This window comes from Pseudomonas graminis, from assembly GCF_004364335.1.
GTDB classification, from domain to species: Bacteria; Pseudomonadota; Gammaproteobacteria; order Pseudomonadales; family Pseudomonadaceae; genus Aquipseudomonas; species Aquipseudomonas graminis_D.
The window spans coordinates 75,821-98,266 of sequence record NZ_SOCR01000008.1 but is presented as its reverse complement, the minus strand read 5'-3'; the positions used below and the strand labels follow the sequence as shown (position 1 = coordinate 98,266).

General features: G+C 61.0%; 21 protein-coding genes. 11 read left to right on the top strand and 10 right to left on the bottom strand.

Annotation, left to right across the window (positions count from 1 at the left end):
- Positions 1-23: 23 nt before the first annotated feature.
- The 4 genes from EC919_RS16480 to EC919_RS16465 form a co-directional block, all read right to left on the bottom strand.
- The gene (locus tag EC919_RS16480; RefSeq protein WP_133775504.1) at positions 24-998 is read right to left on the bottom strand and encodes a serine/threonine protein kinase; all 975 of its coding nucleotides are present in this window, start codon (positions 996-998) and stop codon (positions 24-26) included.
- A 154-nt stretch (positions 999-1,152) separates the two neighbouring features.
- Positions 1,153-3,066, bottom strand: coding sequence for a PhoX family protein (locus EC919_RS16475; RefSeq protein WP_133775503.1), 1,914 nt, complete (start codon positions 3,064-3,066; stop codon positions 1,153-1,155).
- 103 nt (positions 3,067-3,169) lie between these two features.
- Positions 3,170-3,934 carry a TOBE domain-containing protein gene (locus EC919_RS16470; protein WP_133775502.1) on the bottom strand — a complete coding sequence of 255 codons (765 nt, stop codon included), beginning with the start codon at positions 3,932-3,934 and terminating at the stop codon, positions 3,170-3,172.
- Positions 3,935-4,025: 91 nt separating this feature from the next.
- Positions 4,026-4,760 (bottom strand): ComF family protein, encoded by a 735-nt coding sequence (locus EC919_RS16465; protein ID WP_133775501.1) that lies wholly within the window; start codon positions 4,758-4,760, stop codon positions 4,026-4,028.
- A 110-nt stretch (positions 4,761-4,870) separates the two neighbouring features.
- Here EC919_RS16465 and bioB point away from each other — a divergent pair, with 110 nt between their 5' ends.
- From bioB to EC919_RS16410, 11 genes are all read left to right on the top strand, one after another.
- Positions 4,871-5,926: a biotin synthase BioB gene (gene bioB, locus EC919_RS16460; protein ID WP_133775500.1), complete on the top strand. Its 1,056-nt coding sequence runs from the start codon at positions 4,871-4,873 to the stop codon at positions 5,924-5,926.
- Positions 5,927-5,957: 31 nt separating this feature from the next.
- Positions 5,958-7,148 (top strand): 8-amino-7-oxononanoate synthase, encoded by a 1,191-nt coding sequence (gene bioF / locus EC919_RS16455; RefSeq protein ID WP_133775499.1) that lies wholly within the window; start codon positions 5,958-5,960, stop codon positions 7,146-7,148.
- Positions 7,141-7,872, top strand: a complete 732-nt coding sequence (locus EC919_RS16450; protein ID WP_133775498.1) for an alpha/beta fold hydrolase — start codon at positions 7,141-7,143, stop codon at positions 7,870-7,872. The genes bioF and EC919_RS16450 overlap by 8 nt, the downstream gene beginning before the upstream one ends.
- Complete coding sequence (gene bioC / locus EC919_RS16445) at positions 7,865-8,725, top strand: malonyl-ACP O-methyltransferase BioC (RefSeq protein WP_208294986.1); 861 nt, start codon at positions 7,865-7,867, stop codon at positions 8,723-8,725. Before EC919_RS16450 ends, bioC begins: the two co-directional genes overlap by 8 nt.
- A gap of 85 nt (positions 8,726-8,810) precedes the next feature.
- Positions 8,811-9,491 (top strand): dethiobiotin synthase, encoded by a 681-nt coding sequence (bioD, locus tag EC919_RS16440; protein ID WP_133775497.1) that lies wholly within the window; start codon positions 8,811-8,813, stop codon positions 9,489-9,491.
- A 124-nt stretch (positions 9,492-9,615) separates the two neighbouring features.
- A complete protein-coding gene (locus tag EC919_RS16435; protein ID WP_133775496.1) occupies positions 9,616-9,912 on the top strand; it encodes a pyrroloquinoline quinone biosynthesis protein PqqE in 297 nt (98 codons plus the stop codon).
- 350 nt (positions 9,913-10,262) lie between these two features.
- Complete coding sequence (locus EC919_RS16430; protein WP_133775495.1) at positions 10,263-12,068, top strand: phenylacyl-CoA dehydrogenase; 1,806 nt, start codon at positions 10,263-10,265, stop codon at positions 12,066-12,068.
- Positions 12,069-12,246: 178 nt separating this feature from the next.
- Positions 12,247-13,542 (top strand): GGDEF domain-containing protein, encoded by a 1,296-nt coding sequence (locus tag EC919_RS16425; protein WP_133775494.1) that lies wholly within the window; start codon positions 12,247-12,249, stop codon positions 13,540-13,542.
- A 224-nt stretch (positions 13,543-13,766) separates the two neighbouring features.
- On the top strand, positions 13,767-15,545 hold the full coding sequence (locus tag EC919_RS16420; RefSeq protein WP_133775493.1) for an acyl-CoA dehydrogenase C-terminal domain-containing protein: 1,779 nt from the start codon (positions 13,767-13,769) through the stop codon (positions 15,543-15,545).
- A 372-nt stretch (positions 15,546-15,917) separates the two neighbouring features.
- On the top strand, positions 15,918-16,079 hold the full coding sequence (locus EC919_RS16415) for a YqaE/Pmp3 family membrane protein (protein ID WP_037019089.1): 162 nt from the start codon (positions 15,918-15,920) through the stop codon (positions 16,077-16,079).
- A gap of 85 nt (positions 16,080-16,164) precedes the next feature.
- Positions 16,165-17,031 carry a DMT family transporter gene (locus tag EC919_RS16410; protein WP_208294985.1) on the top strand — a complete coding sequence of 289 codons (867 nt, stop codon included), beginning with the start codon at positions 16,165-16,167 and terminating at the stop codon, positions 17,029-17,031.
- 226 nt (positions 17,032-17,257) lie between these two features.
- On the opposite strand, the gene EC919_RS16405 is transcribed toward EC919_RS16410, so the two are convergent.
- The 6 genes from EC919_RS16405 to pqqA all read right to left on the bottom strand — a co-directional run bounded on the left by EC919_RS16405 (position 17,258) and on the right by pqqA (position 22,366).
- Positions 17,258-19,084: a S9 family peptidase gene (locus EC919_RS16405; protein ID WP_133775492.1), complete on the bottom strand. Its 1,827-nt coding sequence runs from the start codon at positions 19,082-19,084 to the stop codon at positions 17,258-17,260.
- Positions 19,050-20,237, bottom strand: a complete 1,188-nt coding sequence (pqqE, locus tag EC919_RS16400; RefSeq protein ID WP_166650571.1) for a pyrroloquinoline quinone biosynthesis protein PqqE — start codon at positions 20,235-20,237, stop codon at positions 19,050-19,052. The genes EC919_RS16405 and pqqE overlap by 35 nt, the downstream gene beginning before the upstream one ends.
- On the bottom strand, positions 20,209-20,484 hold the full coding sequence (pqqD, locus tag EC919_RS16395) for a pyrroloquinoline quinone biosynthesis peptide chaperone PqqD (protein ID WP_133775490.1): 276 nt from the start codon (positions 20,482-20,484) through the stop codon (positions 20,209-20,211). Before pqqD ends, pqqE begins: the two co-directional genes overlap by 29 nt.
- Positions 20,481-21,236, bottom strand: a complete 756-nt coding sequence (gene pqqC / locus EC919_RS16390) for a pyrroloquinoline-quinone synthase PqqC (RefSeq protein WP_133775489.1) — start codon at positions 21,234-21,236, stop codon at positions 20,481-20,483. Before pqqC ends, pqqD begins: the two co-directional genes overlap by 4 nt.
- Before the next feature lie 51 nt (positions 21,237-21,287).
- Positions 21,288-22,199 (bottom strand): pyrroloquinoline quinone biosynthesis protein PqqB, encoded by a 912-nt coding sequence (pqqB, locus tag EC919_RS16385; protein ID WP_133775488.1) that lies wholly within the window; start codon positions 22,197-22,199, stop codon positions 21,288-21,290.
- Positions 22,200-22,294: 95 nt separating this feature from the next.
- The gene (pqqA, locus tag EC919_RS16380) at positions 22,295-22,366 is read right to left on the bottom strand and encodes a pyrroloquinoline quinone precursor peptide PqqA (protein ID WP_008365141.1); all 72 of its coding nucleotides are present in this window, start codon (positions 22,364-22,366) and stop codon (positions 22,295-22,297) included.
- Positions 22,367-22,446 lie beyond the last annotated feature (80 nt).

Below are 22,446 nucleotides of genomic sequence, written 5' to 3'. Positions count from 1 at the left end.
GCTCCTACAGGGGATCATGGTTGTTAAAACAGCTTCAGCGGTTCTTCGTTCAGCGCGGACAGCTGCTCACGCAGCGCCAGCACCTGGTCGCCCCAATAGCGTTCGGTACCAAACCAGGAAAAGCTGTGGGGGAACGCCGGATCGTCCCAGCGACGCGCCAGCCAGGCGCTGTAATGCAACAGGCGCAACGCACGCAGAGGTTCGATAAGCGCCAGTTCACGCGGGTCGAAGTCGTGAAACTCGTTGTAGCCGTCCATCAATTCTGACAACTGACTCAGACAATCCTGACGATCGCCTGCGAGCATCATCCAGACATCCTGCACCGCCGGGCCCATGCGGCAGTCGTCGAGGTCGACGATGTGGAAGATGTCGTCGCGGGTCATCATGTTGCCTGGGTGGCAATCGCCGTGCATGCGGATGTTCTGATGAGGCGTGGCGGCGTAGACGTCCTCCACGCGCTTGAGCAGGTCTTTGGCAACGGACTCATACGCCGGCAGCAGGCTGCGCGGAATGACGTTGTTGTCCAGCAGGTAGTTCAGCGAGTCGTGGCCGAAATTCTGCACGCCGAGGGCCTCGCGGTGCTGGAACGGGCGCGTGGCGCCGACCGCATGGATGCGACCCAGCAACTGGCCGAGACGGTAGAGCTGTTCGAGATTGCCGGGCTCTGGCGCGCGGCCGCCACGACGGGGAAAGAGGGTGAAACGAAAGCCGGCATGCTCGAACAGAGTCTGGCCGTTGTGCACGAGAGGCGCGACGACCGGGATTTCGACGTCGGCCAGTTCTGCCGTAAAACTGTGTTCTTCGAGAATGGCTTCGTTGGTCCAGCGATCAGGCCGGTAGAACTTGGCAATCAGCGGCTGCTGTTCATCGATGCCGACCTGATAGACGCGGTTCTCGTAGCTGTTGAGCGCGAGAATACGGGCGTCGGTGACAAAGCCGATGCTCTCGACGGCGTCCAGCACCAGGTCAGGTGTAAGTGTTGCGAACGGGTGGGCCATGCTAACTCCTGCGCGCAGCAGGCTGCCGCGTCGGGCCAGTCATGGTAACTCAGGCGTGTTACACCTGACACAGCGCGTTACACCCGTTGCCTTTGATTCAGTGGAATGCCCATCCCGCCGATGGCGTCCTTTACGGGACAGGCATGCCCTCTCGTTATGCGCCGATCACCCCGCCATCCTCCCGCGTAATCACCATCACCGAGGACCGCGGCTTGCCATTCGGCAAGTGCTCGGGGAAGGTCGAACCGCCGTTTTCGCCGGGGTGTTGAATGCCGACGAACAGCGCTTTCTGATCGGGCGCGAAGCTGATGCCGGTGACTTCACAGCCCACCGGCCCGACCATGAACCGGCGGATCTCGCCGCTGGCCGGGTCGGCGCACAGCATCTGGTTATTGCCCATGCCAGCGAAGTCGCCCGCATTGGTGGCGTCGCCATCCGTCAGAATCCACAGCCGCCCGGCCGTGTCGAAACCCAGACCGTCCGGGCTGTTGAACATGTTCTGCGGAGTGATGTTGCTTGATCCACCCTGGGGCGTTCCTGCATGCACACCCGGATTGCCCGCGACCACAAACAAGTCCCACGCAAAATCCATGGCGGCTGCATCCGAGCCGGTTTCCTGCCAGCGCAGAATCTGCCCAAACTGGTTTTTCGCACGGGGATTCGGCCCGCCCACTGGCTGCCCTTCATCGCCACGCTTGATGTTGTTGGTCAGTGTGCAATAGACCTGACCGTCCTTTGGGCTGACGACGATCCATTCAGGCCGGTCCATGCGCGTGGCCTTGACCTGACTGGCCGCCAGCCGCGCATGGATCAGCACTTCAGCCTGACTGGCAAAACCGCTGGCCGCGTCGATGCCGTTCTTGCCGTGGCTCAGCTCAATCCACTTGCCCTGGCCTTTCGGGTGATCGGGGTTGCTGTCGCCAGCGTCGAACTGCGCCACGTACAGCGTGCCGTGGTCGAGGATGTCGCGGTTGGCCTTGGGGTTCTTATGATCGACCTTGTCGCGGCTGATGAATTTGTAAATGAACTCCCCGCGCTCGTCGTCGCCCATGTACACCACGACGCGGCCGTCTTTGGTCTCGGTCAGCGCGGCGTTTTCATGCTTGAAGCGGCCCAGGGCGGTGCGTTTGACCGGTGTGGACTTCGGGTCGAACGGGTCGATCTCCACCACCCAGCCATGGCGATTGGGTTCGTTGGGGTTTTTGGCGACGTCGAAGCGCGGGTCGTGCAGGTGCCAGTTCACTTCCTTGCTGGCGGCTGTCACGCCATAGCGCTTGGTCGCGGCGTCGAAGGTCTGTGCCGGATCGCTGCTGCCGAAGCAGTCAGTGAAGTTCTCTTCGCAGGTCAGGTACGTGCCCCAAGGTGTCTTGCCGTTGGCGCAGTTCTGGAACGTCCCGAGCACGTTCTTGCCGGTCTTGTCGGCGGCGGTTTTCAACCACTCATGCCCGGCGGCAGGGCCACTGAGTTGAATCGGCGTGTTGCCGTGGATGCGCCGGTTGTATTGGGAGCCTTGGACGAACACCCACTGCTGACCTTCGCGTTTTACCTCAATCACCGAAACGCCTTCGCTGGCCTGAGCCTTGTGTACGTCTTCGGCGGACTGCGGGTCTTTGCCGTGATCGAAGAGGTAGCGGTAATTGGTGTATTCGTTGTTGATCGCCATCAGCGCGCGGCTGGCGGTCTCCGGCTTGTCGTCGGGGAAGGTGAACAGGCTCATGCCGTCATTGTTGTCGCCGAATTGCAGCTCCTGCATCTTCGCCGTGCCTTTGCCGCTGGGGTCAAACGCCGGGCCGTTGGTGTGCAGCGGCTGGCCCCAACTGATCAGGACCGAGGAACGATAACCGGGCGGCAGACTGATGCTGTCAGCGGTGGAGGAGGGAATACTGTCGAAGCCGAGTAGCGTGCCCTTGGCGGCGCTGACACTGGCGGCCATTACGCTGCGGCTGAGCAGGTTGCCGCCCAGAAACATCGCCGCGCCGCACAGAGCGCTCGCGCTGATGAACCCGCGTCGGGTCAGGCCAACCATGTTTTCGAGGTCGGTGGATTGGTTATCTTTTAATAGCGTCATCACGGGCTCCCTGCGGTTTAGGGCAAAACCCTATGCAGTTCGGATGACGTTATTGTGTCGGTCAGATGACGAGTCGGGCTTCGGTGTCTCGTGCAAGCGACGCTTAAAGCGGTGTGCCGAGCAAAATATTGGAGGGCGCAAACTGAACCTTCACAGCGCTGCCGGCCTTGAGTTGCAAGGCGTGCAGCCGGTCTGCTTCGACCACTGCACAAAGGATCTGGTGACTGGGCAGGACGATTCTGACCTCGCTCGGGCCATCCTCGGCGTCGAGGATGTCCTCGACTTCGCCGGCGAGGCAATTGTGTCCGGTTGTTTCGGATTGCTCGGGCGCCAGTAACTCCAGCCAGCCGGCCTTGATCAAGGCGAACACATCCGTGCCGATCTCAAGCCCCAGTCGCAAGGTGCTGTCGTGGGTGATCTGCGCCTCGATCGACAAACCGCCCGCGAGCTGCAACATGATCATGTCGTTGCGGCCTTGGGAGCGGACGCCGCTGACCTGACCATGCAGCTGATTGCGCGCGCTGGTGCGCAGCATCAGCCGGCTGAGAAGGGCGAGGTCATCGGATTCCTCCGAGGTTTCCAGCAGTTGGGTCTGCAACGCTTGCAAGCGCTGATAAAGCCGCAGCACCCGCTCGCCTTCGGCTGACAATTTGGCGCCGCCGCCCCCTCGACCGCCGACACTGCGCTCGACCAGCGGTTGTTGCGCCAGATTGTTCAGCTCATCAATGGCGTCCCATGTCGCCTTGTAACTCAGCCCGGCGCTCTTCGCCGCACGGGTGATCGAACCCTGTTCGGCAATGTGCTGCAACAGCGCGATGCGATGCGGGCGACGAACCATGTGCTGGGTGAGGGAAGGCGGTAGTGACATAAGGGTCGGGTGCGCTGGAAGTGATGAGGCCGGAGTGTAAGGCAAAACGCCTTGCTCCCCCATGCTGCGGTTTTCTTAAACTGTCGGTCGCTTAGTCCCCAGGCTTCGGCGTTCTTGCCAGGCAATACACATCCACCGATTGGGCGCCGGCCTTGAGCAACAGGGCTGCCAGCGCATTCGCCGTGGAGCCTGTGGTCAGTACGTCATCAATCAGGGCGAGGTGCTTGCCGATGATCGGCGTGGCGTCCCTCAGTGCAAAGGCGGACGCCAGATTGCGATTTCTGGCTTTTGCATCCAGGCCCTGCTGCGAAGGTGTTTCTTTCACGCGGCGGATCACGCGCTCATCGACAGGCAGTCCCAGTCGAGCGCCGAGCCAGTTCGCCAACATCGCGGCCTGATTGAAGCCGCGCTGGCGCAACCGCTTTTTGGCAAGCGGCACCGGAATGAGAAAGTCGGGTCGGCGCAAGCCTTCATCTAGGCGATGCCGCAAGGTCTCGCCCAGCAGCTCTGCCAGCAGCCGGCCGAGCGGCCATTTGCCCTGATGTTTGAAGCGTGTGACCAGCGCGTCGATCGGGAAGTCGTAAAGCCACGGAGCGACGACGTCATTGAAAGCGGGAGGGTGGCGATTGCAGGCCCCGCAGGTGAGGCCGGACATCGGCATGGGCAATGCACAACGGTCGCACTGATCAATGAGCCATGGGAGTTCGCGTTCGCAGGGCACACAGATAGGGGGGCTTGAATCCGTTGATTCATCGCACAACAAACACGTCTGTACGTTTTTTAACCAGATGTAAACCTCATGCCCGTTATATGGTTGACAGCGCATGTCGCTTCCTTAAATATGCCGAACATCCGTGTTGCGCCTGTGGGCTTTCCGGTTTTGCCGCTGGGCGAAGCCGCCCGGGTCATCGTCCAGAAAACATCAAGGAGCCGCCCATGAGCGCCAGCATCAATGCCAACCTGCGTCACGACTGGAATCTAGCCGAGGTCAAGGCGCTGTTCACACAGCCATTCAATGACCTGCTGTTTCAGGCGCAAACCGTGCACCGCGCTCACTTCGACGCCAACCGCGTGCAGGTCTCGACCCTGCTGTCGATCAAAACCGGCGCCTGCCCGGAAGACTGCAAGTACTGCCCGCAATCGGGTCACTACAACACCGGCCTGGAAAAAGAAAAGCTGATGCAGGTCCAGCAAGTGCTGGAAGAAGCCGCACGCGCCAAGGCCATTGGTTCGACCCGTTTCTGCATGGGCGCGGCGTGGAAACACCCGTCGGCCAAAGATATGCCCTACGTGCTGGAGATGGTCAAAGGCGTTAAGGCCATGGGCCTGGAAACCTGCATGACCCTGGGCAAGCTGGATCAGGACCAGACCCAGGCGCTGGCCGACGCGGGCCTCGATTACTACAACCACAACCTCGACACGTCGCCGGATTTCTACACCAGCATCATCACCACCCGCACCTACAGCGATCGCCTGCAAACCCTGGCGTACGTGCGTGATTCGGGGATGAAGATCTGCTCCGGTGGCATCCTGGGCATGGGTGAATCCCTGGACGACCGCGCCAATCTGCTGATTCAGCTGGCCAACCTGCCAGAGCATCCGGAATCCGTGCCGATCAACATGCTGGTCAAAGTCGCCGGCACGCCGCTGGAAAACGCCGAGGATATCGACCCGTTCGATTTCATCCGCATGCTGGCGGTCGCGCGCATCCTGATGCCGCAATCCCACGTGCGCCTGTCCGCCGGCCGGGAAGCCATGAATGACCAGATGCAGGCCCTGGCGTTCTTCGCCGGCGCCAACTCGATCTTCTACGGCGACAAACTGCTGACTACCGCCAACCCGCAGTCCGACAAGGATATGCTGCTGTTCTCCCGTCTGGGCATTCAGCCTGAAGCGCGCGAAGAGCACTCGGACGAGGTGCATCAGGCAGCCATCGAACAAGCGCTGATCGAGCAGAAAAGCAGCGAGCTGTTTTACGACGCGGCTGTTTGATTCTTCATCAGTGGCTTGACCCGAGGCCTGCATGTCTTTTGATCTGAACGCACGTCTCGCTGCCCGGCGTGCCGAGCACCTTTACCGTCATCGGCCCTTGCTGCAAAGCCCGCAGGGCCCTGAAGTCATTGTCGACGGCAAGTCGCTGCTGGCGTTCTGCAACAACGATTACATGGGCCTGGCGAATCACCCCGAGGTCATCGCTGCGTGGCAAACCGGCGCCGAGCGTTGGGGTGTCGGCGGTGGTGCCTCGCATTTGGTGATCGGCCACAGCACGCCCCATCATGCCCTCGAAGAAGCCCTCGCCGAGTTAACCGGGCGGCCCCGAGCGCTGTTGTTTTCCAACGGCTACATGGCCAACCTCGGCACGGTTACCGCGTTGGTGGGGCAGGGCGACACCGTGCTGGAAGACCGCCTCAATCACGCCTCGCTGCTCGACGCCGGTTTGCTCAGCGGCGCGCGTTTTTCCCGGTACTTGCACAACGACTGCAACAGCCTCGCCAGCCGGTTGGACAAAGCGGTCGGTGACACCCTGGTGGTGACCGACGGTGTGTTCAGCATGGACGGCGACGTCGCTGATCTCCCCGCGCTGGCCAAGGCTGCGAAAGCCAAAAACGCGTGGCTGATGGTCGACGACGCCCATGGCTTCGGCCCGCTGGGTGCAAACGGTGCAGGCATCGTCGAACACTTCGGCCTGGGCATCGATGATGTCCCTGTGCTGATCGGCACGCTGGGTAAGTCCTTCGGCACGGCCGGCGCGTTCGTTGCGGGCAGCGAAGAGTTGATCGAAACCCTGATCCAGTTCGCCCGCCCCTACATCTACACCACCAGTCAGCCGCCGGCGCTGGCGTGTGCGACCCTGAAAAGCCTCGAACTGCTGCGCAGCGAACACTGGCGGCGTGAGCACCTGGCGGCACTCATCAAGCAGTTTCGCGCTGGCGCTCAAGCCCTCGGCCTTAAGCTGATGGACAGTTTCACGCCCATCCAGCCGATCCTGATCGGCGATAGCGGGCGCGCGTTGCGACTGTCGCAGTTGCTGCGAGCGCGCGGCGTGATGGTCACCGCTATCAGGCCGCCGACAGTGCCTGCGGGCAGCGCGCGTTTACGCGTGACATTGTCTGCCGCCCACAGCGAGGCGCAGGTGCAGCTATTGTTGCAGGCACTGGAGCAGTGTTATCCGCTGCTGGGCGTAGACGACTCATCGGAGCTGGACCATGCGTGATCAGTTGATTCTGTTGCCGGGCTGGGGCCTTGGCGTCTCGCCACTTGAACCGCTGGCTGCAGCGCTGCGAGGGCTCGACGAACATTTGCGGGTCGTAATCGAGCCGTTGCCTGACATGGACACCGACAACCTCGACGAATGGCTCGATGAGCTGGATTCGACGTTGCCAGACAACGTCTGGCTGGGCGGTTGGTCGCTGGGCGGCATGCTGGCCGCCGAACTGGCCGCGCGCAGGGGCGAGCGCTGCTGCGGACTGGCAACGTTCGCCAGCAACGTCTGCTTCGTGGCCCGCAGCGAATGGCCCAACGCGATGCCGCAAACGGATTTCGACGCGTTCATTGCCGGTTGCAAAGCCGATCTGGACGCAACGGTCAAGCGCTTCACTCTGTTATGCGTGCAAGGCGCCGAAGAACCACGGGCGCTGTCGAGACAACTCAAAGCCTGCGCGCCACACGTCACCAGTGCCGGTCTGATCGAAGGCCTGAAGCTGCTCGAGCAAATGGACACGCGCAAAGCGCTGCAGGGGTTTCGCGGCCCTCAATTGCACTTGTTCGGCGGTCTCGACGCGCTGGTGCCGGCAGAAGCATCGGCGGATCTTCTGACCCTCCAGCCTGACATCGAAGTGGGCGTGATCGAGCAGGCCAGTCACGCCTTCATTCTGGAAAACCCGCACGGCGTCGCCGCTGCAGTTCATGCGTTTTTACACGAGTCCGGTGATGACTGATCTTTCCCACTGCGCGGTGCTGAAGGCCGTGAAACAGCAACAGGCATCAGGGCAACACATGCTGCCGGACAAGCGTCAGGTGGCGGCGTCCTTTTCCAGGGCGGCGGTCAGCTACGACAGCGTGGCCGACTTGCAGCGCGCCGTCGGCACCGAATTGATGGCGCGACTGCCAGCTCAGATGCCGAAGACGGCGCCATCCCGCTGGCTGGACCTGGGCAGCGGCACCGGTTGCTTCAGTCGCGCGTTGGCGCAGACGTTTCCGCAAAGCGAAGGCGTCGCGCTTGACCTTGCCGAAGGCATGCTGCGTTATGCACGGCCACTGGGCGGTGCCACTCATTACGTGGCAGGGGACGCCGAGAACCTGCCGCTGCGCGACGCGAGCGTTGATCTGATGTTCTCCAGCCTGGCCGTGCAATGGTGCCCGGATTTTTCTGCGGTGCTGAGCGAGGCGGGTCGTGTGCTGAAACCGGGCGGCGTGTTCGCCTTCGCCAGCCTGTGCGTCGGGACCCTGTTCGAACTGCGCGACAGCTGGCAGGCAGTGGACGGCATGGTCCACGTCAACCGCTTCCGCGAGCGCGAGGCCTACCAACGCCTCTGCGCCAGCAGCGGTTTGGACGTGTGCAGCCTCGAAGTCCTGCCCCACGTATTGCACTATCCCGACGTACGCAGTCTGACCCACGAACTCAAGGCGCTGGGCGCGCACAACATCAACCCGGGTCGCCCGGGCGGCCTGACTGGTCGCGCCAGGATTCAGGCCTTGATGGATGCATACGAAAGGTTTCGTCAGGAAAAAGGCCTGCCCGCCACCTATCAGGTGGTGTACGCCGTTCTGTCGAAACCCGGCATTGATTAAAGAATGATCTATTGAGTCAGTCCGTTCCACGGGCGCTATAGTAAGCAGGCAATAGTTTGAAATATCTGAACGGATGGTCGCCACGATGAGCGCTGCGTATTTCATCACGGGAACCGACACCGACGTTGGCAAGACCACCATCGCCACGGGGCTTCTGTATGCGGCGCGGCAGTCGGGGTTAAGCACGGCGGCGGGCAAGCCGGTAGCCTCCGGCTGCGACGTCAAACCCAAGGGGCTGCGCAACTCGGACGCCGTCGCCTTGCGCGCCGAATGTTCGATCCAGCTGACCTACAACGAGGTCAATCCGGTGGCCTTCGAGCCGGCGATCGCGCCCCATCTGGCTGCGCGGGAAGCCGGCGTCGCCCTGACCGTGCAGTCCTTGCTCGGCCCGATGCTGCATATCCTCGACAAGCAGGCTGACTTCACGCTGATTGAAGGCGCCGGCGGCTGGCGCGTTCCGCTGGCCGATCAGGCCAATCTTTCCGATCTGGCCATCGCGCTGAAGTTGCCGGTGATCCTTGTGGTGGGGGTGCGCCTGGGCTGCATCAGCCATGCGTTGCTGTCCGCCGAAGCCATTGCCAATGACGGTCTGCAGCTGGCGGGCTGGGTGGCGAATATCATCGATCCCAAAACGTCACGGCTTGAAGAAAACCTCGCCACGCTGGCGGAGCGTCTGCCGGCGCCGTGCCTGGGTCGAGTGCCGTTCGTGAAGAAGGCGACGGCGGAAATGATTGCCGAGCATCTGCATCTGGAGTTGCTGGATTAACCCTTAACCTTGCGCCGAGTGTGAGGCGCGTCACAAGGCGCAATGCCACTAGTCGCATCGCAGAGTAATCCGCGGGCTTTGCTGCTTTAATCACGCTGTTCGCTATGAACAGAGGATCGTGCTCATGCAAATCTCACTGAACAACACACTTTATCCAGGCCTTGGCGCAATGCAGGTCGGGCAGAACCGTGTCGATCAGGCTGCGACGCAACTGGCCAGCCCCTCGACTGAAGTGTCCGGACGCAGTCAGTCTTCGGATTTCCAGCTCGAGCGCCTTCGTTCCGTCGATCGCCCGCAACGTTCTGACATGGCCACCAATGTGGTTGAACTGACCCAAGGCCGGATTCAAGTCCAGGCGGGCGTCAAAGTTGAAAAGGCCAGCGATGAAATGCTCGGCACGCTGATCGACACCTTCGCCTGATCCTCCTCCTCCCTTCGTGCGCAGCGGCGCACGTCGCCGGATGCTACACCTCTCCTGAATAACCCCTCATTCACGTGCCCGTTCTTCGGGCCCGCGACGTGCTTCGTCCCGACACTTTCTAGACTCAACGCACCGGTCTGAGCCGCCTGGCGCCGGACAAGCACGCCCGCGCGCTGCCCGCATCAGGTGATGAAAGGTGCAGGGCGTCGCTTGACAAGGTATAGGCGTAAACGTATGTTTCAAACACCTGTTTGATCGCCGCGTGATCCCAAACGTCGGCGCCGGGGCAACGCCCCACAGTGACCACACGGTCATCCAATTCCAGGATTCACCAGCAGAGGTTTATCGCTATGCCTGACTACAAGGCCCCCTTGCGTGATATTCGCTTCGTCCGTGACGAGCTGCTCGGCTACGAAGCGCACTATCAGAGTCTGCCAGCATGCCAGGACGCCACGCCTGACATGGTTGACGCCATTCTCGAGGAAGGCGCCAAGTTTTGTGAGCAGGTCCTGGCCCCGCTGAACCGTGTGGGTGACATCGAAGGCTGCACCTGGAGCGAGTCGGGCGTCAAAACGCCGACCGGTTTCAAGGAAGCCTACAAGCAGTTCGTCGAAGGCGGCTGGCCGAGCCTGGCCCATGACGTCGCCCATGGCGGTCAGGGTCTGCCCGAGTCGCTGGGTCTGGCGGTCAGTGAAATGGTCGGCGAAGCCAACTGGTCGTGGGGCATGTACCCTGGCCTGTCCCATGGCGCGATGAACACCATCTCCGAGCACGGCACCCCAGAACAGCAGGACGCTTACCTGACCAAGCTGGTCTCGGGTGAGTGGACCGGCACCATGTGCCTGACCGAACCGCACTGCGGCACCGACCTGGGCATGCTGCGCACCAAGGCCGAGCCTCAGGCTGACGGTTCGTACAAAGTGTCCGGCACCAAGATATTCATTTCCGCTGGCGAACACGACATGGCCGATAACATCGTCCACATCGTGCTGGCCCGCCTGCCTGACGCACCTGCCGGCACCAAAGGCATTTCCCTGTTCATCGTGCCGAAGTTCGTGCCGGCCGCTGATGGCAGCGTTGGCGAGCGCAATGCGGTGAATTGCGGCTCGCTGGAACACAAAATGGGCATCCACGGCAACGCCACCTGCGTGATGAACTTCGACGGCGCCACCGGTTTCCTGATCGGCCCGCCGAACAAGGGCCTGAACTGCATGTTCACATTCATGAACACCGCACGTCTGGGCACGGCGCTGCAAGGTCTGGCCCACGCCGAGATCGGTTTCCAGGGCGGTCTGAAATACGCCCGTGAACGTCTGCAGATGCGTTCGCTGACGGGGCCGAAGGCGCCTGAAAAAGCCGCTGACCCGATCATCGTTCACCCGGACGTACGTCGGATGCTGCTGACCATGAAGGCTTTCGCCGAGGGTACTCGCGCGATGGTCTACTTCACCGCCAAGCAGGTCGACATCGCCAAGTACAGCGACGACGCCGAAGCCAAGAAGCAAGCCGACGGCCTGCTGGCGTTCATGACGCCGATCGCCAAGGCGTTCATGACCGAAGTCGGTTTCGAAGCCGCTAACCACGGCGTGCAGGTCTACGGCGGTCACGGCTTCATCGCCGAGTGGGGCATGGAGCAGAACGTTCGCGACGCCCGTATTGCCATGCTGTACGAAGGCACCACGGGTATTCAGGCGCTCGACCTGCTGGGTCGTAAAGTGCTGATGACTCAGGGCGAAGCGCTCAAGGGCTTCACCAAGATCGTCCACAAGTTCTGCCAGTCCCAGGAAGGCAACGAAGCGATCAACGAATTCGTGGCGCCGCTCGCTGCGCTGAACAAAGAGTGGGGCGAACTGACCATGAAGGTCGGCATGGCCGCCATGAAAGACCGTGAAGAAGTCGGTGCCGCTTCGGTGGATTACCTGATGTATTCCGGTTATGCCTGCCTGGCGTACTTCTGGGCTGACATGGCCCGTGTCGCAGCCGAGAAACTGGCGGCTGGCACCAGCGAAGAAGCCTTCTATACCGCCAAGCTGCAGACAGCGCGCTTTTACTTCCAGCGCATCCTGCCGCGCACCCGCACTCACGTGGCAACCATGCTCTCGGGCGCCAGCAACCTGATGGACATGCACGAAGAACACTTCGGCCTGGCTTACTGAGTCACCGGAAGGGTTTAACGCCAAGCCGCTTGTCCTTCAGGACAAGCGGCTTTTTCGTGTCTGGCCTATTGTCGCCTCAAGGCGCGCACATTCTTCCTCATCCTATGCATGACGCGGCCGATACAGGCACAATGCCATTTCATCAGCGCTCGCATCATTCGGTCAGGAGATAGTTCTTTTGTTGCGCCCCTCCGCCGCACGCATCAGTCATTTCTTACCCTCTCTGGCTTTGCTGATTGCCGGACTGGCGGCCGCGTACGTGAAAGACCTCAACGTCTTCTTCACCTCACTCTTCAACGTACTGCCCACGCTGGTGCTTTTGCTGGGTGGCGCGTATTGCGGCGTGTACAAGCGACAGCGTGAGCTGTTCCTGATGATCACCGTGTACATCGCCTATTTCCTGCTCGATACACAGACCGACTACTACCGCGATAACGGAAAAGTCCGAGAGGACGCCGCCGTGGTGTTTCATCTGTGTTGCCTCTTGCTCCCGGTCATGTTTGGCCTGTTTGCCGCCTGGGAAGAGCGGACCCATCTGTTTCAGGACCTTGTCGCCCGGTTGGCCGTCCTGGTCGCGGTAGGCAGCGTCGCCCTGGGTCTCGAACAGAGTTTCCCCGCCGGGCTGCTGGCCTGGCTCGCCGACATCCGCTGGCCGGCGCTGCATGGCGAGTGGATGAGCCTGATCCAGCTGTCCTACGTAACGTTTTTCATCGCGTTTGCCGTATTGATCACCCAGTACCTCTATAAGCCTCGGCCCCTGCATGCGGCCCAGCTGGTGGGGTTGCTCGGGATGTTCTGGGCGTTACCGAAAACCTTTATCCTGCCGTTCACCCTCAACATCATGTGCAGTCAGGTGATGTTGATGATTGCGGCGGCGGTCGCGCACGAGGCCTATCAAATGGCCTTCCGCGACGAACTGACCGGGCTGCCAGGCCGACGCGCGCTCAATGAGCGGATGCAGCGACTGGGCCGCAATTACGTGCTGGCAATGAGCGATGTGGATCATTTCAAGAAATTCAACGACACCCACGGCCACGATGTTGGCGACCAGGTGCTGCGTCTGGTGGCGAGCAAACTGTCGAAGATCACCAATGGCGGCGGGCGCGCCTATCGCTACGGCGGTGAAGAGTTCGCCATCGTGTTTGCTGGCAAGACCCTGGAAGAGTGCATGCCGCATCTTGAGGTCATTCGCGAAACCATCGCCAGCTATCAGATTCACCTGCGCAATCAGGACAATCGTCCAAACGATGACCTGCAAGGGCGTCAGCGTCGGGCGGGGTCTCAGGCATCAACGGTTTCGGTCACGGTAAGCATCGGCGTGGCCGAGCGTCTGCCGGAGCACCGCAATCCGGAAGAGGTCCTGAAATCCGCCGATCAGGCGCTGTATGCTGCTAAAGGCGCTGGCCGTAACTGCGTCATCAGTCATGCGCAGACCAGCAAGCGCGGCGCCGTCCGAATGGCCGCTGCCGGCTAAAACTCTACTCATTTCACTCTGTAGGCAAGCGCACTCGCGGTCGTGGGAGGGCATTGGTCTGACTGTCGCTCGGTCGTGACCAATTAACTGTTGATAGTCACGTGTTGACCCTATGTGTCGCAAATGGTGTTGCTGTACACTCGTTTCACTGACACCCCAGCGCCGCATCGTCACTGCAGCGTTGCTCTCCCCTTGAGTTCTCTGCCGCTGAAACGAGGTTTGCCATGGCTGACTACAAAGCGCCCCTGCGCGATATGCGCTTCGTCCTCAATGAAGTGTTCGAAGTCTCCCGACTGTGGGCCACGCTGCCCGAATTGTCCGAAACCGTGGACGCCGAGACCGTCGAGGCGATTCTCGAAGAGGCGGGCAAAGTCACTGGCAGATCCGTCGCACCGCTGAGCCGTGCGGCCGATGAAGAAGGGTGTCACTGGAAAGACACCGTCGTCACCACACCGGCGGGTTTCGTTCAGGCTTACAAAACGTACGCTGAAGGTGGCTGGGTCGGCGTCGGCGGCAACCCCGAGTTCGGCGGCATGGGCATGCCCAAGGCGGTTTCGGCTCAAGTCGAGGAGATGGTCAATTCCGCAAGTCTGGCATTCGGGCTGTACCCGATGCTGACGTCCGGCGCCTGCGTTTCGATCAACAATCACGCCAGCGAGGCGTTGAAGGCCAAGTACCTGCCGAACATGTACGCCGGGGTATGGGCTGGCTCGATGTGCCTGACCGAAGCCCACGCCGGCACCGATCTCGGGATTATCCGCACGAAAGCGGAGCCCCAGGCCGACGGGTCCTACAAGGTCAGCGGCACGAAAATCTTCATCACCGGCGGCGAGCATGACCTCACCGAGAACATCATCCACCTGGTGCTGGCCAAGCTGCCTGACGCACCGGCAGGGCCGAAGGGCATTTCGCTGTTCCTCGTGCCGAAGATCATGGTCAATGACGACGGCAGCCTGGGTGAGCGCAACACGGTCTTCTGCGGGTCCATCGAACACAAGATGGGCATTCAGGCGTCGGCGACCTGCGTGATGAATTTCGATCAGGCCAAGGGCTATTTGATCGGCGAGCCCAACAAGGGCCTCGCGGCGATGTTCACCATGATGAACTACGAGCGTCTGGGCGTTGGCATTCAGGGCCTGGCGTCCGGGGAGCGCTCGTATCAGAACGCAATCGAGTACGCCCGCGACCGTTTGCAGAGCCGGGCGCCGACGGGCGCGCAGTCCAAAGACACCATTGCTGACCCGATCATCGTGCACCCCGATGTGCGCCGCATGCTGCTGACCATGAAGGCGCTGAATGAAGGCGGTCGCGCGTTCTCCACGTATGTCGCCCTGCAACTGGATACCGCCAAGTACAGCGAAGACGCCGACGTGCGTCAGCGCGCCGATGCGTTGGTTGCGCTGCTGACGCCTGTTGCCAAGGCCTTCCTCACTGACATGGGTCTGGACACCACCGTGCACGGCCAGCAGGTGTTCGGCGGTCACGGCTATATTCGCGAATGGGGTCAGGAGCAACTGGTGCGTGACGTGCGCATCACCCAGATCTACGAAGGCACTAACGGCATTCAGGCACTGGACCTGATGGGTCGTAAGGTCGTCGCCAGTGGCGGTGCGTATTACAAGCTGTTCTCTGACGAAGTTCGTCAATTCATCGCTTCTTCCGACAGCGCGCAAGCCGAGTTCACCAAGCCCTTGGCCGCCGCCCTGACCACACTGGACGAGATGACCGACTGGGTATTGGACCGGGCCCGTAGCAACCCGAATGAGATCGGTGCCGCGTCTGTCGAGTATCTGCATGCATTCGGATACACGGCCTACGCCTACATGTGGGCGATGATGGCGAAAGCCGCATGGGGCAAAGAAGCTCAGGAAGATTTCTACGCAGGAAAGCTCGGTACTGCGCGCTTCTATTTCGCGCGTCTGTTGCCGCGGATTCAGTCCCTTTCGGTTTCCGTAAAGGCGGGCAGTGAGTCGCTGTACCTATTGGAGGCGTCACAGTTCTGACACTCAAGAAGCCGTGTAAGCATTTGCTTACATGACGTGGTGGCATTCGGCTCTATCGCTCCAGTGGATCCAAGTTTAATCTACTCACATGGACGTAGCGCAGGACGCGCAACAGATAACAGGGACACGTAAGGGATTGCCTGCCAGGATGGCGGGAAGAAATGGAAGTCATGGGAAACAGTCTGGAAAACCTCGCTTAGGCGGGGTTTTCTTTTTTCTGCATTCCGCAAAAGTGCAATGCCGCCGGCCACTTCGCTTTATGCGGCTGCGGAAGGTAATAGCTTGATGACATGAGCTGTGGGAACCCCTGTAACGGCCCAAGGTCGATTAGCAGTGAGGCCCCCGTTGGGCCATTAATCAGGAGCTCCACCCATGGACATCATTCGCATCATCATCGCCATCCTGCTGCCACCCCTGGGCGTGTTCCTGCAAGTCGGCTTCGCCGGCGCCTTCTGGCTGAACATCCTGCTGACCCTGCTGGGCTACATCCCGGGGATCATCCACGCGATCTACATCATTGTCAGTCGCAAGTAACCTGATCCGTTAAACACTGCGCTTCCTGTCTCAGGTCAGCTGACATAGAGTCCGACGTCGGACTTTATGATCGGGAAGGTCAGGGATGGACGTTGTTTTGGGATTACTCGCCGCTCTGTTCTGGGGCGGCACAGATTTTCTGGTTGGGCTCAATGCCCGTGCGGTAGGGGTCAAGCGAGCGGTTTATTTTGGTCAGGCGCTTGGCTTTCTGATCATGTGCACGCTCTTGCTGTGCTATCCGGTTTTCATTTCCAAAGCATTCTCTGCCCCTTGGCCTGTATGGCTCCTAGGTGTGCTGGCCTCAATTTTCACGGTCAGCGGCGCGCTCGCGTTATCCAAAGCGTTCTCCCTCGGCAAAGCTTCAATTGTGGCTCCACTGGTGACGTCGTATGGCGTATTCACCACGCTGCTTTCGTGGGTGAGCGGCGAGCAGATCTCGATGACTCAGGTGCTGTTGATCGCGTTGTGCGTGCTGGGAGTCGTGCTGTCGAGCAGCACGAAAGGCGAAGATTCCACGGCGAAAAAGCACAACCGGGAAGCGATTGTCTACGCACTGGTCGCCGCCTTGCTGTATGGATCGAGCTTCTGGATGCAGGGCCGTTACACGTTGCCAGCACTGGGCCCCGTCACGATGCTCTGGCTCGGGTATCTTGTGGGCCTCGCCGTATTGTCGCCAATGATCTCGCGGATGAAAGACGCCTTGAAGCTGCCGCCTGCGCGCGCCGGGGTAACCCTTGTGGCGGCAAGCCTGCTCAACCTGGGTGGGTTTTCTGCGTTCTCCTATGGCGCGATGGTGGGGTCGATTTCCGTGGTCACCGTCATCAGCACCCTGTCAGGCGGGATAGCCGCCGTGCTTGGCTTCCTGTTTTTCAAAGAGCGGCTCGGCGCCGTTCAGGTCTGCGGGGTGGGGCTGGTATTGATCGGCGCCGTGGCGCTGCACGTGCATGGCTGAGTGAGTGTTTTCGTTGTTTCAGTGGGCTCGCAGGTTCAAATCAAACAGGGCAGCATATTTGGTCGCTGGTAATTCCAGGGCCAGATGCAATATGTAGGAGCCGGCTTGCTGGCGAAGGCGTCATGTAAGACGCCGCAGTGTCACCTGGACACGCGGTTCGCCAGCAAGCCGGCTCCTACGGATTTCGGGCCGCCATCAACACTTGGGACAGCAAATGCCTGACACATCACCCATCAATCACCTTCCGGTAAAACGCCCACTCGGTTTCCAGTGCATGGGCCAGGTTGGCGGCTTTGCGGAAGCCGTGGCGTTCGTCGGGGTAGAAATGCCCTTCAGCCGGGATGCCGTTCTCCAGTAACGCATTGAGCATGTCGCGGGTCTGGGCGGGGACGACCACGGCATCGAGTTCGCCCTGGAAGAAGATCACCGGCACTTTGATCTGGTCGGCATGCAGCAACGGCGTGCGCTCCCGGTAGCGCGCCATGTCGACGTCGGGGTCGCCGATCAGCCAGTCCAGATAATCCGCTTCGAACTTGTGCGTGGCTTGCGCCAGCGCGAGCGGGTCGCTCACCCCATACAGGCTTGCCCCTGCGCGGAACACATCCTTGAACGCCAGTGCGCACAGCGTCGTATAACCGCCTGCACTGCCGCCTCGGATGAACGCATTTGCCGGGTCGATCAGGTCCTGATTGCCCAGGTATTCAACCACTGCGCAGGCGTCCTCGACATCGACAACGCCCCATTCCAGAAACAGTGCCTGGCGATAGGCGCGGCCATAACCGGTGCTGCCGCGATAGTTGAGGTCAGCGACGGCGAAGCCCCGTTGGGTCCAGAACTGAATGCGCGGGTCCAGCGCGGGGTAACAGGCGGACGTTGGGCCGCCGTGGATAAACACCACCAGCGGGGGCTTTTCGTCGCCATTCATGGCCGGATAAAAATAGCCGTGTGCCTCGCCGGCCTCACTTGGATAACGCAAGGTCTGCGGCTGGCTGATGCGCTCGACGGGGAGCGGGCTCACGCCGCCGACCAGCACCTGAGCGCGCTTGTCAGCACGACCGATGGCAATGACAGCAGAAGGGCTGACCGGCGACGCCGCGATGCAATAGAGGTAGTCCGCGTCCACTGCGAGGCTTCTGAAACGGCTGTAGCCGCCGCTGAAATCTTCAACTGAACCCTGCGCCGAGCGCACGCCGAGCAGGCCTTTACCGTCTTCGAACCAGGCGGCGAGGTACGCGCCGTCGCCGAGCGGCGCCCAAGTCGACGCGCCCAGTTGCCACGGCGCGGACGCATGATCAGCAGGGGCGGCGGGTAGCGCTTCAAAGCCATCCAGCGTCTCAACCCACGGCTGCCAGAATCCGGCGCGATCGGTCAGGCAATACAAGCGGCCCGCTTCATCAAAACGGGGTTGCTGCAGCGACTCCAGACCCAATCCGCCCGCGAGGCAGTGCGGCCGGCCCCATGCGAGGTCCGCCTGGCGTTCGACGCTCATCAGTCGCGTGGACGTCCATGGCTGGTGGGGCCGCCACCACTCTATCCACACCAGGCGATTGCCATCCGGACTCACCGTGGGCGAAGCATAAAAATCAGCACCTTCGGCCAGCACATGGCGGCGGCCGTCGGCGACGTCGATCGCGATCAGCCGATGAGTATCTTTATCCTCCTCAACCGCCAGAATCTGCCCACGCGCATAGCGGACATCTCCGAAGAGTTTGTCGCCCTGGGTCAGGGGGTGAGGGGTTTGAGCGTCGAAGGGCTGGAGGTAAATCTGCTGGTCCGCTTCGTTGACGAACACCACGGCATCGTCGGTCAGGCAGAACGACCCGCCGCCATACTCATACACCCGGCTGCGCACGCTGAAACCTTCGGGGGTCAGGCAAGCAGTTGCGCCGTCGTGCCAGCGCCAGATGCGTGTGGCGGCATCTTGCGGACGGAATTCACTCCAGAAAAGCCCCGCAGGGCTGACGGCGAGTTCGGCGAAATCGGTGCCTGCCGCCACAGCCTGGGCGGCAGAAAGGAGGTCAGGACTTGGCGATGAGGCGTGAGTTTCGTTCATTGCGGAAGGCCAGTTGCTCGATGGTCTGGCTAGCATACTCGGCTTCATCACGGGCCTGGGTGATCAAGTGATGCTGCGGCGACTTGCTGCACACCGGGTCAGTGTTGCTCGCATCGCCGGTGAGCATGAACGCCTGACAGCGGCAGCCGCCGAAGTCCTTTTCCTTCTCATCGCAGGAGCGGCAAGGCTCTGGCATCCAGTCGTAACCGCGAAAGCGATTGAAACCGAATGACTCATACCAGATGTGCTGCATCGTGTGATCGCGCACGTTGGGAAACTGGATCGGCATCTGCCGCGCGCCATGGCACGGCAGCGCAGTGCCATCCGGCGTCACGGTCAGGAACAGATTGCCCCAGCCATTCATGCACGCTTTTGGGCGCTCTTCGTAGTAATCGGGGGTGACGAAGATCAGCTTCACCGGGTGGTTTTCAGCGGCGAGCTTGGCCCGGTACTCGTTGGTGATCCGCTCGGCGCGCACGAGTTGGTCTTTGGTTGGAAGCAGGCCCACTCGATTCAGATGCGCCCAGCCGTAGAACTGACAGGTTGCCAGCTCCACGAAGTCCGCTTCCAGCGCTACACAGAGCTCGATGATCTTGTCGATCTTGTCGATGTTGTGCCGGTGGGTCACGAAGTTGAGGACCATCGGATAGCCATGCTTTTTCACGGCGCGGGCCATTTCCAGCTTCTGCGCAAAGGCCTTTTTCGAGCCGGCGAGCATGTTGTTCACTTGCTCGTCGCTGGCCTGGAAACTGATCTGGATATGGTCCAGCCCGGCTTCCTGGAAGTCGATGATCTTCTGCTCCGTCAGGCCGATGCCGGAGGTGATCAGGTTGGTGTAGAAACCCAGCCGCCGCGCTTCGGCAATCAGCTCGGCCAGGTCCTGACGCACCAGTGGCTCGCCACCCGAAAAGCCGATCTGCGCCGCGCCCATTTGCCGGGCTTCGGCCATGACTTTGAACCACTGCTCGGTGGTCAACTCCTGGCCCTGCTTGGCAAAATCCAGCGGGTTGGAGCAATACGGGCACTGCAGCGGGCAGCGATAAGTCAGCTCGGCGAGCAGCCACAACGGCAGCCCGACCGGGGGCGTGGGCGGAATGTAGACATCGGACTGGGTGTTCACTGAGTCAGGCAAATTCGATCCAGAGTTCTGCACGGGCGACCTCCATGAATTGCTCGACGTCAGTGCCGAGCTCGGGAACGCCGGGGAATTTCTCGTCAAGCAGCGCAATGATGGCGCCGACGCTGCGCTGACCATCGATCAGGCCGCCGATTGCGCTCGCGCTGTCATTGAGCTTGATCATGCCCTCGGGGTAGAGCAGCACGTGACCGTTTTGTGCGGGCTCGAACTGAAAACGATAACCGCGGCGCCAGTTGGGCACCTGTTCGCGATCGAAGCTCATAGGGCGATTCCTTTGTGCCAGACGCGTTGGTCGGTCACGCTGTGATAGGGCGGGCGATTCAGCTCGTACGCCATGCTCATGGCATCGAGCATGCTCCACAAAATGTCGAGTTTGAACTGCAGAATTTCCAGCATGCGCTGCTGGCCTTCCCGCGTGGTGTAGTGCTGCAGCGTGATCGCCAGACCATGCTCGACGTCGCGGCGGGCCTGACCCAGGCGGGTGCGGAAGTATTCGTAGCCGGTCGGATCGATCCACGGATAGTGCTGTGGCCAGCTGTCGAGCCGCGACTGATGGATCTGCGGCGCAAACAGCTCGGTCAGCGAACTGCTCGCTGCTTCCTGCCAGTTGGCGCGGCGGGCGAAGTTGACGTAGGCGTCGACGGCAAATCGTACACCGGGCAGGACGAGTTCCTGGGAGCGCAGCTGGTCAGGATCCAGGCCCACGGCCTGACCCAGACGCAGCCAGGCTTCGATGCCGCCGTCTTCACCGGGTGCGCCGTCATGGTCGAGCAAACGCTGAATCCACTCGCGACGGATCTCCCGGTCCGGGCAGTTGGCCAGAATCGCGGCGTCTTTCAGCGGGATATTCACCTGATAGTAGAACCGGTTGGCGACCCAGCCCTGAATCTGCTCGCGGGTCGCGCGCCCTTCGTACATTGCCACATGGAACGGGTGATAGATGTGGTAATACGCGCCCTTGGCGCGCAGGGCCTGTTCGAATTCAGCGGGGGACAGCGGCGTTGCATCGCTCATGTCGGCACTCTTCCTAACGAATGTGGGGCGCGGTTTACTGAAAGCGCTTTCCTACAGCTCGATGCTCATCCCATCGAACGCCACTTCGACGTTACGCCGCGCCAGTTCAGCGCGCTCGGGCGAGTCTTCGTCGAGTATCGGATTGGTGTTGTTGATGTGGATAAGCACCTTGCGCTGTTGCGGCAGCTTTTCCAGCACTTCGAGCATGCCGCCGGGCCCGTTTTGCGCCAGATGACCCATTTCAGTCCCGGTGCGGGTGCCGACGCCACGGCGCTGCATTTCATCGTCGTCCCACATTGTGCCGTCGACCAGCAGGCAGTCGGCGCCGCTCATTTTCTCCATGAGGGCATCGTCGACTTTGCCCAGGCCCGGCGCGTAGAACAGTTTGCCGCCCGTGCTCATGTCCTCGACCATCAAGCCGATGTTGTCGCCCGGGTGCGGGTCGAATCGGTGTGGCGAGTAGGGCGGTGCCGCGCTGCGCAGTGGAAACGGCGTAAAGCGCAGATTCGGGCAGGCCGGAATGATAAAGCTGCCTTCCAGCTCGATGCGATTCCAGGCCAGGCCACCATTCCAGTGTTTGAGCATGTTGAACAGCGGGAAACCCGTGCTCAGGTCCTCGTGAACCATGTCCGTGCACCACACCTGATGCGGGCAGCCTTCACGCAGGCTCAGTAGCCCGGTGGTGTGGTCGATCTGGCTGTCCATCAGAATGATCGCGCTGATTCCGGTATCGCGCAGGCCACGATTGGGCTGCATCGGGGCGAAACCCTGAAGCTGTGCGCGGATGTCGGGAGAGGCGTTGCACAAGATCCAGTTCACACCGTCGTCCGACAGCGCGATGGACGACTGGGTGCGCGCGTGCGCCCGCAAGCTGCCGTCGCGAAAGCCTGCGCAATTGGCGCAGTTGCAGTTCCACTGAGGGAAACCACCGCCGGCGGCGGAACCGAGAATCTGGATGTGCATGTAAACCCCGTGGCGACAGGCCAGTCCGGCCCTTGAATCAGAATCGCGTCAATAAAAAAAGCCCCGGCGAACCGAGGCTTCTCACCGCGCAACAATCAACGGCTTGCGAAGTACATGGTGACTTCAAAGCCGATACGCAGATCAGTGTAAGCAGGTTTAGTCCACATAGTTGACTCCTTCTGGGTTAGTGCAGCGGTGGGTGACTACATTCGTTAGTGCTCCTGCGAGCGGAGACGTTCAAATGCTT